Annotated in this window: 10 protein-coding genes; all 10 read left to right on the top strand. The window is 39.1% G+C overall.

Annotated features, from left to right (window positions below):
• Positions 1-860 precede the first annotated feature (860 nt).
• The 10 genes from OIU83_RS17540 (at position 861) to OIU83_RS17495 (ending at position 18,769) form a co-directional block, all read left to right on the top strand.
• The gene (locus OIU83_RS17540) at positions 861-4,052 is read left to right on the top strand and encodes a SusC/RagA family TonB-linked outer membrane protein (RefSeq protein WP_264207557.1); all 3,192 of its coding nucleotides are present in this window, start codon (positions 861-863) and stop codon (positions 4,050-4,052) included.
• A gap of 18 nt (positions 4,053-4,070) precedes the next feature.
• Positions 4,071-5,657 (top strand): RagB/SusD family nutrient uptake outer membrane protein, encoded by a 1,587-nt coding sequence (locus OIU83_RS17535; RefSeq protein WP_264207556.1) that lies wholly within the window; start codon positions 4,071-4,073, stop codon positions 5,655-5,657.
• Between the two features lie 19 nt (positions 5,658-5,676).
• Positions 5,677-6,903, top strand: a complete 1,227-nt coding sequence (locus tag OIU83_RS17530; RefSeq protein ID WP_264207555.1) for a glycan-binding surface protein — start codon at positions 5,677-5,679, stop codon at positions 6,901-6,903.
• A 119-nt stretch (positions 6,904-7,022) separates the two neighbouring features.
• Positions 7,023-8,486 carry a cellulase family glycosylhydrolase gene (locus OIU83_RS17525; protein ID WP_264207554.1) on the top strand — a complete coding sequence of 488 codons (1,464 nt, stop codon included), beginning with the start codon at positions 7,023-7,025 and terminating at the stop codon, positions 8,484-8,486.
• Between the two features lie 160 nt (positions 8,487-8,646).
• Complete coding sequence (locus OIU83_RS17520) at positions 8,647-10,665, top strand: NPCBM/NEW2 domain-containing protein (protein WP_264207553.1); 2,019 nt, start codon at positions 8,647-8,649, stop codon at positions 10,663-10,665.
• Positions 10,666-10,771: 106 nt separating this feature from the next.
• Entirely contained in the window at positions 10,772-12,316 is a 1,545-nt protein-coding gene (locus OIU83_RS17515; RefSeq protein ID WP_319005360.1) for a glycoside hydrolase family 43 protein, read from the top strand.
• A 498-nt stretch (positions 12,317-12,814) separates the two neighbouring features.
• Positions 12,815-13,330: a WD40/YVTN/BNR-like repeat-containing protein gene (locus tag OIU83_RS17510; RefSeq protein WP_264207552.1), complete on the top strand. Its 516-nt coding sequence runs from the start codon at positions 12,815-12,817 to the stop codon at positions 13,328-13,330.
• 111 nt (positions 13,331-13,441) lie between these two features.
• Positions 13,442-15,349, top strand: coding sequence for a glycoside hydrolase family 44 protein (locus tag OIU83_RS17505; RefSeq protein ID WP_264207551.1), 1,908 nt, complete (start codon positions 13,442-13,444; stop codon positions 15,347-15,349).
• A gap of 808 nt (positions 15,350-16,157) precedes the next feature.
• Complete coding sequence (locus OIU83_RS17500; RefSeq protein WP_264207550.1) at positions 16,158-17,930, top strand: alpha-L-arabinofuranosidase C-terminal domain-containing protein; 1,773 nt, start codon at positions 16,158-16,160, stop codon at positions 17,928-17,930.
• 71 nt (positions 17,931-18,001) lie between these two features.
• Positions 18,002-18,769: a glycoside hydrolase family 127 protein gene (locus tag OIU83_RS17495; RefSeq protein ID WP_264207549.1), complete on the top strand. Its 768-nt coding sequence runs from the start codon at positions 18,002-18,004 to the stop codon at positions 18,767-18,769.
• Positions 18,770-18,812 lie beyond the last annotated feature (43 nt).

Below are 18,812 nucleotides of genomic sequence, written 5' to 3'. Positions count from 1 at the left end.
CAGCTTTGCTTACAGATATAGGATTTTCTTATTCAATAATAATAAAAGGAAAAAATAATATTTGAGTAAAAAACTTTATACTTCCAGAAATGATTGTCATCCTGAACCCGAACCCTTCGACAAAAGCTCAGGACAGGCTAAAGTCGAAGACTTTTTATTTCGAAAGTGATTCGACTAAGCTTTGGTATATTTAAATTATAATCCTCCAGCCAAAGCCTTAAGTCAACTCAAAACCTTCCTTTTAATAATCGAATCCAGATTAAAACAAGTATTTATCAGAAGAATACTGATGAAGGTCTTTTCTAAAATTATTTGAAGCTTACTTAACAGTTTCTATTTCTATTCTGTCCTTTTTAGCAGGACTTTAATTTGTGTTGTTAGGAGCTTTCATACGAATCTGTTTTTCCAGCAAAACTGATTTTAAAAAGAACAGGAAATAAAGCAGTCTTCCAACAGACAAAATACTCCTTCAAAATCTATAGAATTCTGTTAAAGAAACTCCTCCAATACGCAAACTTAATGTTAAAAAGCCAATTTTTATATGTTCAGTTTATCTCGAATCAGGGTTCATTTTTAATTATTGAAATGATAGTTTTTTATGACATTAAATACGATAATCAAATATTTATAGGTTTTTTTTTATGGCAACTTTATGATTGCAACAATTGATACCGTTTTTGGACACAAAATGAACCGTAGTTTGGCGCTGCTTTATTGTTAATTTGTTCCTAATGTTATGTGGAAAAGTATAAAGACAATGAAATAACAAATATTAAAAATGTTTCATGTCAAAAGACATCTTTTCATGTAAAATTTAACCACTTAATTAACTAATTAACTAACTCAAAACTAATTTAATTATGAATGAAAAATACGTAATTCAACGCTTTGTAAAAGCAAAAAAACTCTTTGGCAAGTATGCCTTATTGTTTATGCTTTGTTCGTTTAGCCTGGTATCAGCCCAAAATTCTGATGTGAAAATTACCGGTACAGTATTAGAAGATTCAAATGGCCAGCCACTTTTTGGGGTCAGCATTTATCTTAAAGGAACTAAGACTGGTGTGGCTACGGACGTAGACGGGTCATTTTCTATTAAAGCTAAAATTGGAGAAACACTTGTTGCAAGCTATCTGGGCTATGTAAGTGCAGAAGTAAAAGTTACAGATAATCAATTAAAAATTCGCCTGAAAGAAGATCGAAAAGTATTAGACGACGTCGTGGTAATTGGTTATGGTAAAGCAAAGAGAAAAGATCTTACGGGATCCATATCTTCCATATCGGGTGAGGAGCTTCTTAAAACACGTCCTGTAACATTTGACCAGGCTTTACAGGGTAAAGTAGCCGGTGTAGTTGTGCAACAGACTTCGGGTCAGCCCGGAGGGGGTGTTAATATACAAATACGTGGTCTGTCTTCTTTTGGCGGCAGTTCTCCCTTATATGTAATAGATGGCGTTATAATTGGACAAAGTTATGGCGGAGCTAATGGCACAAACCCCTTAGCGACTATTAGTCCTTCGGATATTCAGTCTATTGACGTCTTAAAAGATGCATCAGCAACAGCTATTTATGGTTCTCAGGCAACTAACGGTGTAATTGTTATTACTACTAAGAGAGGTAAAGAAGGAGCACCAAAAATTACTTATGAATTTACAACCGGATATCAGGAACTGATCAAGAAATATCCAACTATGGATTTAAGGGAATATGGTGAGTTTATTAACGACAGGGCTGCTGTTTGGGGTTTTGATACCAGACCGGAATTTGCCAATCCACAGTATTTGGGCAAGGGTACAAACTGGCAGGACGAATTATTCAGAAAAGCTCCGGTAAAAAGCCATACGCTTACTTTAAGCGGCGGTAATGATAAAACACAGTATTTATTGTCGGGGTCTTATTTTAATCAGGAAGGTATAGCAATTGGGTCTGAGTTTACAAGGACTTCGTTGAGGTTGAATTTAGACAACAAAACTACAGACTGGTTAAAAGTTGGGACCAGTTTACAGTTAACCCATATTGATGAGAATGTAAATTCAACAGGTTCAAATGTTATTGCAGAGGCATTAAGTCAGACACCGGATATCCCGGTAAGAAATCCTGATGGCAGTTTTGCCGGAGAAGAAAGCAGTGAAGGATGGATTGCAAAGCGTGTAAATCCTTATGCCCTCGCCCTTATTAATAAAAATAACCCTAAAAGAAATCAATTATTTGGTAATTTATATACAGAAATAGCATTTACAAAAGCCTTGTCTTTTAGAAATGAGGTGTCAGGGAATTTTTCATTTAGGACAGAGGATAGATATAACCCTGCTTACAAGTTTGGGTTAGCGGAGAGAGTAGTGAATGACGCCTTTTATTCCTATAGTCAGGACTATTTTACGACTTTCAGAAGTTTCTTAACATATGCTAAAGTGTTTAAAAGCAAATATAATGTTAATGTACTGGCAGGACATGAGGCGCAATTGTCTCAGTACGAAGATGTTTCTGCAGCAAGAAGAAATTTCATTTCGGACGATATTACTAATATAGGTAGCGGTGACGCGGAAACAGCAACCAATGGCGGAATTAAAAGAGAGAGTGCACAGGAATCTTATTTTGGGCGGGTAAATTTTATTTATAATGACAAATATTTATTTACAGCTAATGTCCGTGCAGACGGTACTTCAAAATTTGCAGCAGAGAACCGCTGGGTGACTACATATTCAGGAGCATTTGCCTGGAAATTAAATAACGAGAAATTTTTAAAAGGCTCAAAAATTGTCAATGAATTAAAATTAAGGGCAGGTTACGGTCTTACTAATAATCAAAATGCCGGAAATAATGCTAATTTAACTTTATTAGCTTCAGCTCAAAATAGTTTGGCTGGTAATGCACAACTTACTGCTAATTTAGGAAATCCTGAACTTGAATGGGAAAAAACAGAATATAGCAATGCAGGGATTGATGTAGCACTTTTTGGCTGGAAACTTAATTTTTCTGTTGATGTTTATAATCGTCTTACAGACGGACTGTTGCTACAGGTTCCTTTACCATTGTATTCCGGAACAACTGCCGGGTATTCTCCGGGAGCAATTGCAGCTCCATTCATAAATGTAGGAACTGTTAGAAACAGAGGGATAGACCTTCATTTGAATTCAAGAAATATAACAGGAAACGGAGATGATTTTAACTGGAGTACCGATTTTACGTTATCCCATAACAAAAATAAGGTAATGAAATTAAATACAGACGGTGCTTCATTGCCTGGGTACCTTGGAAATGAGATTGTTGCCCAAACGAAAGTGGGTGGATCAATTGGTGATTTTTACGGCTATAAAGTAGATGGGATATTTGCAACTGCGAGCGATTTTGAAACGCATGCTTTGCCTACTGATACCGATGGTAATGTTTTGCCGGTCAGACCAACTTCCGGTGGGGTATGGTATGGAGACCTAAAATTTAAGGATTTAAACGGTGATGGTGTAATTACAGAAAAAGACAGAACCTATTTAGGCTCTCCTATCCCGGATTTTCAACTGGGCCTTGGTAATAACTTTAGCTATAAAGGTTTTGACCTGAATATTTTCTTTAGCGCTAATATTGGTAATGAAGTGGTAAATGGTATGAGGGTTAATGGAGAAAATCCTTTAACAAACTATGGTTACCTAAAATCATTAAATGATCATGCCGTTTTGGCTTTAATTGATCCAAATGGTTCGGCATCAGATGTCAATAACGTATATGTTACCAATCCAAACACTACAATTATTGGACTTAGAAATAGCGATAGTAACAGAAATAATCGTTTCTCTGACAAGTACGTTGAAAATGGATCTTTTATCAGATGCAAGAACATGACTATGGGGTATACAATGCCAAATGAGTGGATGCAAAAGATGCATATCAGTTCTTTACGTATGTATGTTAGTGTCACCAATCCTTTTCTTATTACAAAATATAAAGGAATGGATCCGGAAGTAGGTTCATGGAATCCGTTACAGGCCGGAATTGATAATGGCTTTTATCCACAAGCCCGAACATTTACTTTGGGAATTAATGTAGGATTAACTAAATAAAAATTAAACTTAACAGATATGAAATCAATTTATAAAATAACTATTTTAACCCTGTTGGGAGTACTGGTTTTGAGTGGCTGTCAGGATGATTTTCTGGATCGCCCTTCTCAGTCAGAGATAAACACTGAAAATTTTTATCAGACAAAGAAAGAAATCAGGTTAGCTACGGCGGGGCTTTATGGTGGTAAAGTATGGGGGCAATGGCATAATCAGGCATATCTTCCATTAGGAGATCTATTAAGCGGGAATCTTTTTCTCCAATATCAGGGTGCAGATCTGGTGCAGCTTAATACTTTTACCCTTTCAGGATCTAATGCACGTTTAACAACCGGCTGGACAGCACTATATATTATAGTTGCGCACTGTAATTCTACAATTAATGGTATTAATAAAAATACGCCGGAAACAGTTTCTGCCGCAGATAAAAATGCCGGAATAGCTGAGGCAAGATTTATACGTGCCATGGCATACTATCATCTTGCCATGTTGTGGGGAGAAGTACCTATTATTGAAGATAATACGAAGTTGATACAATCGCCTTTGGTAAATAAAAACAGAACCGCAGATGTCTACCGATTTATTGCTGAAGATTTAACTTTTGCTGCCGAAAATCTTCCTGCAACTGATGAGAAAGGAAGGGTTACCAGCTGGTCAGCAAAAGGGATGTTAAGTAAAGTGTATTTAACTATGGCAGGATTAGGACAGCTCGGAGGTACCCGTGATCAGGACTATTTAGACAAGGCAAAACTGTATGCAAAGGATGTAATCGAAAACAGTGGTTTAGTTTTGCTTCCAAGTTATTATGATCTTTTTAAAACGCAATATAATGATAACCCCGAATCATTATTTGCACTGCAATGGTCCAGTATCAGTAGTGGATGGAATGAAGGTAATCAATTGTTGACCTACTCGCCAAGTAATGAGATTAATCCACAAAAATCATCAGCCTGGGGATCTCCAGCACCTAGTTATGATCTGTATCTGGCTTATACGAAGCAGGATTCTATAAGACGTAAAGCGAGTATTATGCTGACCGGAGACCATTATGCCGAATTAAACGCTGCCGGTGGTGGTTATACTGCAACGGCACCGGGTATGAAGAAACATATTATTGGTAATGAGGCAGATAACAATGCTCCTGCAATGACACCCTTATCTTCTATAGAGCATAATTCATTATTAAGATTAGCAGATGTTTATTTAATATATGCAGAGGCTATCCTTGGTAATAATGCATCTACAAGTGATGCTGATGCGTTATTGTATTTTAATAAGGTAAGAGCACGTGCAGGTGTTGATCCGGTAACAGTACTTAATACAGATGTCATCCTAAATGAAAGAAGAGTTGAGTTTGCCTGTGAAGGACAATACTGGTATGATTTGGTAAGATTGTCTTATTATAATCCTGTAAAAGCGGTTAATATTCTTAGTAATCAACAAAGGGTTCCGTTTGATTATAATGCTGATACCGAAGTAGCTACACCTACTGATCCTATTGGGCCTATTTCTCCTGCTACCTTCACAACTTTTACTTTACAGTTGCCTACATCGGAGGTGATTGCTAATCCTAAATTGAATGAACCATCAGTACCTTATTATGAATAGTTATAAAATATATATAAATATGAAAAAATTATTAAATAACCGTATTAATCACTTGCTTTTTTTAAGCATGATGATGATGATTACAATGCTGACATCTTGTAATAATGACGATGATTCAAATGGTGCTCCTGTTATTACAGAAGTAAGGAATTATGCAGCCGCTCCTAATGATACTCTTGTAAATAAATTGGTACCAGGTCAGTGGGTAGTCCTGAAAGGTTCAAATTTAAAAAATGCTGTTAAGATAGCCTTCAACGGTGTAGCAGCTCAGTTCGATGCAGGATTATTTTCGGATACTTATGCTGTTGTACAGATTCCTTTTGTAATTCCTTTTCCTTCGGTTCCTGAAAATCAACTAAACACTATTGAGGTTGTTACGACAGGCGGTTCAACTATTTTCAATATTGATATCGTTGCCGGACCACCTGTACTTGCTGGTATTTCAAACGAAAACCCGGTTGAAGGTGAAATAGTTACCGTATATGGAACAAATTTATTTCTTATAAGTGAATTTAGTTTTGGCGGGGCAGCAATAAGCGATTATATAAGTAAAGATGATGGAACTGCCATTAGCTTTGTTGTGCCTAATATCACAACAAGCGGGCCTTTAAAAATAACTACAGCATCTGGTAAAATTCTTACAATATTTAATGTAAATGATTTAACAACAGGCATGCTTTGTAATTTTGATACTATTGGTAGCATGGCATGGGGTACATCGACCAGTAATAACGATCCCGATTTCCCGGGCAACCATGGTTGGTATCCTATTCTAAACACTGGCATTCTTAGTGCCGGTAACGGAAACTGGTGGGAAGGCGGCCGAAGCATTAATATTGAAAATGGGTCAGAATGGGTTGCAACAGCTGATTTAGATTTAGATATAGATCAATTTTTGCTTAAGTTTGAACTTAATGTTCCTGGAAATTGGAACGATACCTCTATTTTTATTCTTAGAGATTACAATTGGGATTTTATAGCACGTTTTGAGCCATGGAAACTTTCAGAAACTAAAACAACTAATTTCACTACTGCAGGAAAATGGGTAACAGTAACAATTCCATTGACTGAATTCCGTACAAAAAAGGATGGCAAAGATGGTACGGGTAATTCGGCAATAAGCTTGTCAGAATTATTTGGCACAAAAAAGAAGACTATAAATTTCTTTACCATGAATAACGGTGACAAGCCAACAGCAGGTCTCCGTGCAGGCATTGATAATATTAGGGTTGTGAAAATAAAATAACTCTATTAGTTTAATAAACAGATTAATAGTCATTAAAATTAAAACCTGCGGATATTCCATAAAACTTGAACTTCCGCAGGTCTTGTAATAAAAAAAATATTAATAAAAAAAAACAAAAAATGGGACTTAAATATTTTTATAAAATTGTTTTACTGCTGATCGTTACCGGATTTTCAGTCTCTTGTTCAAAAAACGAAGAGGAACCACAATTATCGGTTTCAGCAACAACTGTTTCTTTTGAGCCGGAAGGAGGTACATCAGAAGAAATCACCATTGAAGCAAACAGTACATGGAGTGTTAGTAATTCGGCAACATCCTGGTTGCAATTAATCAAAATAAGTGGCAATAGTGGAGCTACTGCAACAAAATTTACAGCTTTAAGTAATGAAACCGGATTAACCCGCTCTGTTATACTAACTGTTGAGGCAGATAATGGTCAGGCCCGAAGAATTACGATTACACAAACAGGTAATTTATATCCAACATATAATTTAACGCCTAAAGCTCCCGACGAAACAGGAATGAGCAGTACCGCTGTGCAACTGGCGGCAAAAATGCATATGGGATTAAATTTTGGCAATACCATGGAATCCCAAGCCGAAGGTGACTGGGTGAATAGTAAAATTACCCTATCGTATGTGAAATTTTTAAAACAGACAGGTTTCAATGCTGTACGCATTCCCTGTGCCTGGAGTTGGAGTCATTTAAGCGATCCGGCAAAAGCGAAAATTGACCCTGCGTGGCTTAACCGTGTGAAAGAAGTAGTTGGCTGGTGTGTGGATAATGATATGTATGTGGTACTGAATATTCATTGGGATGGCGGCTGGCTGGATGGAAATATCGATAAGGCTCATAAAGAATCAACTAATGCAAAGCAAAAGGCGCTTTGGGAACAGATAGCTACCACAATGAGAGATTTTGATGAGCACCTTATATTTGCCGGCGCAAATGAACCTCCGGCTGATAATGCCGAAAAGATGGAAATACTCAATAGTTACTACCAGACATTTATTAAAGCAGTTCGCTCTACCGGAGGCAAGAATAGTTACCGGGTACTGGTATTGCAGGGACCTGGCACTGACGCTAATAAAACTTATGATCTGATGAATACGCTGCCAACAGACAAGGTTCCTAACAAGTTGATGGTTGAGGTGCATAACTACACGCCTTCTACATTTACAATATTAACAAATGGAGATGCAACCTGGGGCAAAATGGCTTACTATTGGGGGAAAGGGAATTATTCTACTATTGAACCAGAGCACAACGCTACCTGGGGAGATGAGGATGCAATTATTGCTGAATTCCAAAAGATGAAAGAGAAGTTTGTTGATAAAGGTATCCCTGTCGTGCTGGGTGAATATGCAGCCTTTAGACGGACTGCCAGTTTTACCAAATATATTCCCATGGATGTAGATAAGCACAATAAATCTATAGATGACTGGACATATTTTGTGACCAAACAGGCCAAAGCGCATGGTCTTCTGCCATTCTATTGGGAGCAAGGTCCCGTTTTAGACCGCAAAAACAATATGGTGCTTGACCAGGGAATTCTAGATGCCCTTATTGCAGGATCTAAGTAAATAGTAAGAGACACTATAACTAAATAGAAATACAGTTTTGCAGAGGTTCATAGGATTGAATTTAAAAAATCTATGACTCTTAGGAGTCACAGATTTACTTATAAAGAATTCTCAATGAAACAATGGATTTAAAATTTATTGATTCTAAAAAAAACAAAAAATGAAACTTAAACATTTTTATAAAATTATTTTACTCCTGATCGTTAGCGGTACTCTTTCCGCACAAACTGTTTGGTTAGATCAACTGGATCTCAGCCCAACTACACAGGGCTGGGGCGTACCTAAAAAAAACAGGTCGGTTGATGGTAACATCATGACCATTGCAGGCAAAACCTTTGAGCGTGGCTTCGGTACACACGCAGAAAGCTCTCTTTTTATTCAGCTCGATGGTAAGGCAAATTCGTTTACCGCGCAGGTTGGCATTGATGATGAGGTGAAAGGGCGTCAGCCCGCCGTAGAGTTTATTGCATACGGCGATGGAGCGAAGCTTTGGTCGAGCGGTGTAATGCATGAAGGTGATACTGCCCGGCTATGTAGTGTGAAACTTTCGGGTGTGAAAAAACTTGAGCTGGTGGTAACTGGCGGAGGAAACGGTGACAACAACGATCATGCCGACTGGGCAGATGCAAAATTTGAGGCGGTCGGTGTGGCAAGTTTTGCTACTTATTATCCTGTCTCAAGTGAGCCCTATATCCTTACCCCTCAGCCATTGGCAAAGCCGAAGATTAATAGCGCAAGCGTTTTCGGTGTCCGCCCGGGCTCGCCATTTCAGTTCAGGATACCTGCAACCGGAGACCGTCCAATGACCTTTCAGGTTATCGGCTTGCCTCATGGACTAAAGCTGGATCAAAAAACAGGACTTATCACTGGTAAACTTGTAAAAGCCAGTACTTACGTTATTCAATTGAAGGCAAAGAATGCGAAAGGTATAGCCGAAAAAAGTTTACGCATTATCTGTGGTGATAAAATTGCACTTACCCCGCCAATGGGTTGGAATAGCTGGAATTGTTTCGCTGGAGAAGTTTCTGCTGAAAAAGTTAAGCGCGCTGCGGAAGTAATGGTGAAAACCGGACTTGTCAATCACGGATGGAATTATGTAAATATTGACGACTTCTGGCAAAATCATCGCGATTCGAAAGATCCTTCCCTGCAAGGTAAGCTGAGGGATGAAGGTGGTAATATAGTTCCTAATAAAAGATTCGGCGACATGAAAGGCCTAGCTGATTATGTGCATGGCCTGGGTTTAAAAATTGGCCTCTATTCCAGTCCAGGTCCCTGGACTTGTGGTGGTTGTGCAGGTAGCTATGGCTATGAAAAAAAAGATGCCGAAAGTTATGCCAAATGGGGTTTTGATTATCTGAAATACGATTGGTGCAGCTATGGAGGAGTGCTAAATGGAATACCTGATAACGACCCATACAAAGTAAGCGTCATATCTTACGAGGGAGGTTATCAATTGTCTACCGCCGTCAAACCATTCAAAATAATGGGAGATTATCTCCGTCAGCAACCCCGCGACATTGTTTTCAGCTTGTGTCAGTATGGAATGTCTGACGTTTGGAAATGGGGTGATTCGGTAGGTGGAACCACCTGGCGTACAACGAATGATATAACGGACACCTGGCCCAGCGTTAAAAGCATTGCATTAGCTCAGGATCAGTCTGCAGCCTGGGCTAAACCCGGTAACTGGAACGATCCGGATATGCTGGTTGTAGGAACAGTAGGCTGGGGTAGCCCTCATCCGACCATGCTTAAACCAGATGAGCAGTATCTTCATTTTAGCCTTTGGAGCCTTTTCTCAGCGCCTCTGCTAATTGGTTGCGATATGGAAAAGCTGGATGCCTTTACCCTGAATTTATTAACAAACGATGAAGTGATTGCTGTTAATCAGGATGCTCTTGGCAAACAGGCTACCTGTGTTCAGACTATCGGAGATCTGCGCATTTATGTAAAAGAACTGGAGGATGGCAGTCGTGCAGTAGGCTTTTGCAATTTCGGTCTGGAGAAAGTGGATATCCCTTACAAGGATCTAAAAAAGCTTGGTATTTCAGGAAAGCAAAAGGTGCGTGATCTATGGCGCCAGAAAGATATTGCAACAATCCATGAAGACAAAGAGACTCTTTCGGTGAAGGTTCCGATGCATGGAGTGGTTCTGTACAAATTTACGCCAGTTAAATAGCAGGATAAGATTTCTTAACCTTTTTGTTACAGTAGCTTAAAGAATAATAATTAATTGAAATTAACCCTTAACGAGTATCCGTTTTTTGGGTAAAATAAAAAAAAGCATGTTTAGAAAAAAAGTATTGTTAAGTACAGTCGCTATTATGGCTTTTCTGGGAGGCAGAGAGTCCGCAGAGGCTCAGACTAACGCAGTTAAACCGATAGTGGTTAAAGAAAACCTAGCTGAAAACCTAGCTGAAAAATTCGCAAATGTTTCGCCGAAACTTACCTCCAATGATGGAAATCCACTGTTAGATTTTATGTTTACGGCCGACCCAACAGCTGTAGAATACAATGGAAGAATTTATGTGTATGGCACGAATGATCATCAACAGTATGAGCATGTAGGAAAGGATGGGAAAAATTCATATGAGCATATCCGTACACTGGTCATGATATCTACCGATGATATGGTCAACTGGACGTATCATGGCCTCATAGATACTGCAAAGCTGGCACCATGGAGTCAGAATTCCTGGGCGCCTTCCATTACATCCAGACTGGAAGCAGATGGTAAGACACACTTCTATTTATATTACTCCAATGGCGGTGGTGGCTCAGCCGTGCTTACTTCCACCTCTCCCGTTGGCCCGTGGAGTGACCCCTTAGGAAAGAACATAGTCGACCGTTCTGTTCCCGGTGTAGATGTAGATGCTCCATTCGATCCCGGAGTTGTGATTGACGACCAGGGTACAGGCTGGCTGACTTTTGGAGGTGGAACGCCTAAAACGAAATATATGCCGGATAATGCCAGAATCGTCAAATTAGGAGCAGATATGATCAGTTTGGCCAGCAATGTTGCCAAGATACCCGCTCCTTATTTTTTTGAGGCCAGTGACCTAAACTTTATCAATGGAACCTGGGTTTATACCTATAATACGAGTTGGGAACAACGTACTGAATGGCCTTATACAAATATTGATAAACCAACCCAATGCAGTATGTCCTATATGACGAGTAAAACACCCTTAAATCCGGATAGTTGGAAGTATCGCGATAATTACTTTAAGAATACTGGTGATGTTAATGTGGGTCCTTTGACAAACAATCACACGCACCTGTTCAAGTTTAAAGGGAAATATTATATTGCTTACCATGCCATGTATTTACAGGATTATTTTAGCACTAAGGGTGGTTTTCGTAATGTGGGTATCGAAGAAATACAGGTGGATGAAGAGAATGTGAATATCCCCATGGGCAAAGCAACTTTTAAAGGTCCGTCACAACTTAACCCATTAAATCCATTCGTTCTTCAGCAGGCAGAAACTACTGCAGGCACTTCAGGGCAAGTTCAGTTCGAAGCTGTTGGGAATGTAGGCAATATGGTTGCCAAAGGAAAAACAGACAAACAATGTCTTATGGTGCGAGGAGCCGATTTCAGCAAACAGATTCCTGCCAAATTCGAAGCCAGAGTAAAAGGAAAAGGTACAATTGATGTGTATGTAAATGATCTGAAAGGTACTCCTGTTGTTTCCCTTATATGTGATGGGAAGGAATGGACTACACTTTCAAAGAAAATAAAACACAAAATAGATAAAGGAGTAGGGAATATTTATTTTGTATTTAATGGAGAGGGTTTTTTGTTTGATGAATGGAAATTCATTTATTAATCCACTGCTAGTCTTATAACCAACAGCGCTTACCATGTTTTCTTGTTGGTGATAACAATACGGACGAAAAAGTAATAAAGCTTTTTTGAGTTCAGATGATTCAGAATTTGAAACAGAAAAGATAAAATAATAATATTAAATATGAAGAACTATATACATAATGTAAAAATTTTCTTTTTACACCTTATGTTGGTATTTAGTCCAATTTTAACAAACGCCCAGACTTATACCTGGAAGAATGCACCCATCGGAGGAGGCGGATTTGTGACGGGAATCATTAACCACCAAACATCCGGCGATAAGTATTGCCGAACGGATGTGGGCGGAGCCTACCGCTGGGATGCAGCCAACAGTAAATGGATTCAACTACTCGACTGGCTCAACGAGTCAGAAAGTGGATTTGTTGGCGTGGAGGCTTTGGCGCAGGATCCGCAGAATCCCAATAACGTTTATATGCTCTGCGGTACCGAGTATATGAAGGGCGGAAGAACGGCTATATTGAAATCCACCGACAAAGGAAATACTTTCACGTATACGGATGTTACGGCTAAATTCAAGGCACATGGAAATGGGAACGGACGCGGGAACGGAGAACGTCTTGCCGTAGATCCAAAAAACAGTAACATTTTATTCTGCGGAAGCAGGGCTAACGGATTATGGAAAAGCACAGATGCCGGTATTAGCTGGAACCTTGCCTGGAACGGAGTAACCACCACTACCAACGGAAACGGAATATGTTTTGTTTCGTTTGATCCTTCAGGCAGTGTGGTAAACGGAGCTAGTCAAACCATTTACATTGGCGTTTCCCGCATAGGGGGAGGAAACATTTATAAAAGTACAGACGGAGGCGCCACCTTTAACGACATTTTATGCCACACAGGGCAGCGCTGCAGGGAACGACCATGTATGTTACCTATTCGGATAATGAAGGTCCCGGAACTAGTGGAGGATTCGGAAAGGTATATAAGCTCAACACGACTACCGGAGCATGGACAAATACAAGACAGCAGTTAGAGATCCTGTTTTGTGCATACCCGATCCTTTTATCCAATGAATTATATTCTGTAAAATAAATAAATAACTCACAATACCAACTTAAAAAAATTATAGTAAAATAAATTAGATATGAATATGAAATTTTTGACCTTAAAAAAATGTTTTTTTATAGTAAGCTTTTGTTGTCTTACCAGTACTGCAACGTTTGCTCAGGCTGTTCAGATTACAGTAAATGCTGCTGTAAACAAAAAAAAGGTATCACCATACATTTATGGGAAAAATGACTTTTTTGACCACCCTGTCCAATTTTATAAAGATGCAGGCTTGCGCTTTACCCGTATGAATGGCGGTAATAATGCATCAGCCTATAACTGGCAGGCAAAACTTGCTGTTCATCCCGACTGGTATAATAATGTTTATGCTGCTGATTGGGATGTATCAGCACAAAAAATTAACACCAATTTTCCTGATATGCAAGGCATGTTTGCCTTTCAGTTACTGGGGTGGGTTGCATCCAACACCAATAACAACTTCAATGAGTGGGGGTACAATCAGGCACAATACTGGTCCGGAGTTAATCAGAATTTAGCTGGTGGAGGAACTCCCGATCCAAACGGTGGGGGTAAGGCCCTGGTTGATGGAAACCCTAATTTGTTCAGTCAGGCATGGCCAGCCGACTCTTCGGTGGGCATTCTTAATCATTGGTTTGGGGCCAATGGTTTAGGGCTAAACAAAGACCAGTTTATATACTGGAATATGGACAACGAGGTAGATATATGGAGTGGCACGCATGATTGGGCTATGCCAACGCAGCTATCGGCGGCTGCTTTTATTGATCGTTACATCGAGTTGGCAAAGAAAGCGAAAGCGATCTATCCGGGTATCAAGCTTTGCGGACCGGTCACAACCAATGAATGGCAATGGTACAAATGGTCAAATGAAGATATCTATGTAAATGGCCGTTATTATCCCTGGATTGAGTATTTCATAAAGCGCCTTGGCGATGAGTTCAAGGCAACTGGTATTAAGCTGGTCGATGTAGTAGATATTCACAGCTACCCTACATATAATAATAATGATGCTGTGGCACTGCAGGGGCACCGGATTTATTACGATGAAACCTATGATTTTCCGAGTTCAAACGGAGTTAAAACAGTAGCTGGAGGCTACAATAACTCCATTACAAAAGAATATATTTTAAAACGTATCGATGGCTGGTTAAACGAACATTTTGGGGCAAATCATGGCATAACAACTGGTGTAAGCGAATGGGGTACCATGTCAAGCAGCAACGCAAACCTGGAATCTGTTATATATGCTTCGCATTTGGGCACATTTGCCAATAATGGTGTTGAACTTTTCTCTCCATGGAACTGGTCTGTAGGTATGTGGGAAACGTTACATCTTTTCAGTCGTTATGCAAAAGATTATAGTGTTTCCAGCACTTCCTCGCTTGAAGACACAGTTTCGGCATACACCACTGTCAGCCAAACTTCAGACGCAATGACTGTAATGATCGTGAACAAGGATATGAATGCATCACGAACAGTAACGGTAAATCTTACTGGCTTTTCTGCCGAAAATGGAAATGCTGAAACATTGCAGCTTGCTTCACTGCCAGCAACAGAAACATTTGTATCTCATACTAATAATGCCTTAAAAAAGAGCTCTGTAAGCGTTAATTCAAATGCACTTACTATTACTGTACCTGCTTTGTCAACAACTGCAGTTTTGCTTAAGGCAACAGCCCCATTGTCGGTTGGTGATATAAACACACTGCCGACTAATGAAACAGTAATTATTTATCCTAATTCGGTAAACGATAAACTTCAGGTAAAATTTGATTTGGCAATTACAGAACCAACTGAAATGACAGTGTATAATCTTGCAGGGCAACGACTAAAAGTCTTGACTGTAAATAGTGGCCCACAAGTGGTACATACGCTGGATGTGAGTTCGTTTTCTGCCGGTTCGTATTTCTTATCAGTAAAAAACAGCAGGTATAAAAAAAGTATACCTTTTATAATTGCCCGATAAAATCAATTTAAAAAGTATTATTTCAACGGGCAGTTCCACAAGCGACATAGCCATAAAGAGTCAGATAAAGCCAGACGGACAGGGAACTGCCAATAATCTGGTGGCGGTTAATAACTGCCACCTTCATTACAGTTAGCTGTAAATTAAAAAAAATAAGAAACGAATGAAAAAAGACATAAATAAACAGTTTATTGCGGGTTTACTGCTTTGTGGATTAAGCACTGTTCTGAACGCTCAGGCGAACAAAGCGGATAAGGCTAAAATTACTGTTGAAGTCAATAGACCGGGACATCGTATTCCATCAACATTATTCGGAAGTTTTTTCGAAGATATTAACCATTCAACCGATGGCGGTCTTTATCCGGAGCTTATCAGGAATCGTTCGTTTGAAGATTCTGATACGCTTCAAAACTGGAAATTTATAAACCAAAATGATACCAGCAAGGCTTCTATCATTAATGTAGATGCACTATATCCCCCAATTGGAGGATTAAACGTATTCAATCGAAAATATCTTTCTATTGAGGCCAAAGGAGAATTTAAACTTGAAAACTATGGTTTCTGGGGAATGAATATCGTTAAAGGTAATTCATACACCTTCAAATTAGCAGCACGCAGTGTCGAAGGCTTCAATGCACCGCTCAAGGTTAGTATTGTAAGTGCTGCCGGTATCGAGCTGGCTAATGCTGAAGTGAAAGGCTTTGATGAGGGGTGGAAATACTATAGCGTTAATTTAACAGCGGCAGGCAGCGACCCTAAAGCCCATATTGAGATAAGTGCGAAGGGTAATGGCCGTTTACATATGGATATGGTTTCACTAATTCCTGATCAAACTTGGAAAGGTCATGGGCTCCGGACAGATCTGGCAGAAGCCCTTAATGCTATGCAGACTAAGGTTTTCAGGTTTCCAGGCGGCTGTTGGGTAGAAGGAGATAGTTTCAAACAAATGAACAACTGGAAAAAAACAATTGGAAACATCGATACACGTACCTCGTCATGGAATTTCTGGGGCTACAATGCTACTCAGGGTTTAGGTTATCACGAATATCTGCAACTGGCAGAAGATCTTGGCGCTGAGCCTTTGTTCTGTATAAATGCCGGAATGTCGCATAGAGATTTTGTACCTATGGATCAAATGGGACAATGGGTACAGGATGCGTTCGATGCAATAGAATATTCAAATGGGTCTGAGAATTCGGTGTGGGGAAGCATTCGTGCTAAAAATGGGCATCCAAAACCGTTCAATATGAAATATATTGAGATAGGAAACGAAAATGGAGGCGACCTGTATGCAGAGCGATGGAAGCTTATTGCTAATGCCATCCGCACAAAATATCCTGATATTACACTTATTGCCAACAGTTGGGGACCATATCCTAAAGACCCCATGCCTGACTTGGTTGATGAACATTATTATGATAATCCTGAGTGGTTTATCCTGAACGCTGACAAGTACAACAATTACGACAGAAAAGCTCCGAAAATATTCATCGGTGAATATGCTGTAACAAGTAAAACCGGAAAAGGTAATTTGAGAGGAGCTATTGGTGAGGCTGCCTGGATGACGGGTCTGGAACGAAACTCAGACGTGGTTACCATAAGTGCTTATGCGCCTCTGTTTTGTAATGTGAATCATATAGCATGGCCTATTAACCTGATTAATTTTGATAGTCAAGGCTGGTATGGTCTGCCGGGATATTATGTTCAACAGTTGTTTGCCCAAAACCAGGGTACCATCTCTTTACCTGTAAAAGTACAAGCAGTACCGCTTCTGGCATTTTATGACAAAGGAGGTCTTGGATTTGGGACTTCGAACAATTCGGCAGAATTTAAAGACTTAAAAGTACTTGCACCTGATGGTCGTATTTTGTTTCAATCGGATTTTACAAAAAACATTGATGACTGGCAAAAAACAGCAGGGGAGTGGGCGGTAAAAGATGGCGTACTTCGCCAGTCAGCAACAACTACTAATACTTCAGTTTTTTTCGGAGACAAATCATGGACCGATTATACAGTTACCTTCAAAGGACGTAAAATTTCCGGAGAGAATGGTATCCAGATTTATTTCAGGAATCAGAATAAAGAAGATCAGATGCGATGGGAAATCGGCTGTAATAGAAATACCGGGTTTACGTTGGACAATGGATTCAGCAAGCAAATCATTCCCGGAAGTATAGAAGCAGACCGATGGTATGATATTAAAGTTGAAGTTAAAGGGGGCACAATTAAAGGGTACCTTGATGGTAAACTTATTCAGGAAATATCAACTCCAAATCTAAAAACCAACAGCATTAGTGTAAGTGCAGCTAATGATGAACTTTCGGGAGATATTATCCTTAAGATTGTTAATGCGGCACCTGGCACTGTAAAAACAGAAATTAATTTGTCCGGAGCCGAAAAGCTTAGCGGAAAAGGAAAATCTATTGTTCTTACATCAGCTAGTCCGCTGGATGAAAATTCAATGGAACAACCAACTAAAGTTTCCCCAAAAACAGAAAATGTGAAATTTTCAGGAACCACCATTACACGTTCATTCCCAGGGAATTCGTTAACGATATTACGTTTTGAAACTTTACATTAGATGATGACAGGGATTTAAAAGAATAGAATTAAATATAAAAAGTAATTTTTTTCTAATATTCAATTTTCAATATGAAAAATAAAATAAAATATATTGGGTTGTTTTTGTTTGTTTGTCAGACGATTTTTGGACAATCATTCCTTGACACGGCGAAGCAATCCATTGCATTTTTAAATAAAGATGTTATTTTGTCAGGGTTGCATTCCAATACTCATTTGCCTTTGATAATTGGGTTTGCCAAACGGTATGAAAATACCGGAGACAGCTATTATCGTGATGTTGTTTCCCATTTTTGGGATATGCTGGAACATCATCATTGTTATGCGAATGGTTCCAGTAGTGGTCCAAGACCTATTGCTACGACTCCAACTGCTCAAACTTCAGAACATTGGGGAAAACCAGATTGTTTAAGTACAACTCTTACTGACAAAACATCTGAATCATGCGTTTCACATAACACTCAAAAAATCACCAGTACTTTGTTTCGTTGGACTGCCCAGCCCGAATATGCTGATGTATATATGAATACGCTTTATAATTCCGTTTTCGCACTACAAAATCCCGAAACTGGATGGAATGTTTATTCTTTACCATTGGGTTCTCCGAATAAGAAAGGCTTTGCCAGCCCAAGTGAGTTTTTTTGTTGTAACGGAACAGATGTAGCTCTGACCTTAATGGTAAAATTTGATTTTCTTGGCAAAGGAAATCATAGTTTTCAGCTTATCAAAGACGGGAAGGATGATAAATCTTTTTCTTCGGAAATAATAAAAGTCAAAAAAGGAGATACATTAAAAATTGAATGTCTTCCAAGAGGAGGATTCGTTGGTGTGATAAGATAGAATAATCATGGAATGTATTATTTTGGATTCAAGTAGTTATATT

The sequence above is a fragment of the Flavobacterium shii genome (assembly GCF_025847235.1).
Classification (GTDB): Bacteria; Bacteroidota; Bacteroidia; order Flavobacteriales; family Flavobacteriaceae; genus Flavobacterium; species Flavobacterium shii.
The sequence above is the reverse complement of the archived record's forward strand: the minus strand, read 5'-3'. Positions and strand labels throughout refer to the sequence as shown.

Coding starts and splice junctions, on each gene's coding strand:
- OIU83_RS17525 (WP_264207554.1), top strand. CDS start 7,023: ATGGGACTTAAATATTTTTATAAAATTGTTTTACTGCTGATCGTTACC.
- OIU83_RS17520 (WP_264207553.1), top strand. CDS start 8,647: ATGAAACTTAAACATTTTTATAAAATTATTTTACTCCTGATCGTTAGC.
- OIU83_RS17505 (WP_264207551.1), top strand. CDS start 13,442: ATGAATATGAAATTTTTGACCTTAAAAAAATGTTTTTTTATAGTAAGC.
- OIU83_RS17495 (WP_264207549.1), top strand. CDS start 18,002: ATGAAAAATAAAATAAAATATATTGGGTTGTTTTTGTTTGTTTGTCAG.
- OIU83_RS17535 (WP_264207556.1), top strand. CDS start 4,071: ATGAAATCAATTTATAAAATAACTATTTTAACCCTGTTGGGAGTACTG.
- OIU83_RS17530 (WP_264207555.1), top strand. CDS start 5,677: ATGAAAAAATTATTAAATAACCGTATTAATCACTTGCTTTTTTTAAGC.
- OIU83_RS17515 (WP_319005360.1), top strand. CDS start 10,772: ATGTTTAGAAAAAAAGTATTGTTAAGTACAGTCGCTATTATGGCTTTT.
- OIU83_RS17540 (WP_264207557.1), top strand. CDS start 861: ATGAATGAAAAATACGTAATTCAACGCTTTGTAAAAGCAAAAAAACTC.
- OIU83_RS17500 (WP_264207550.1), top strand. CDS start 16,158: ATGGTTTCACTAATTCCTGATCAAACTTGGAAAGGTCATGGGCTCCGG.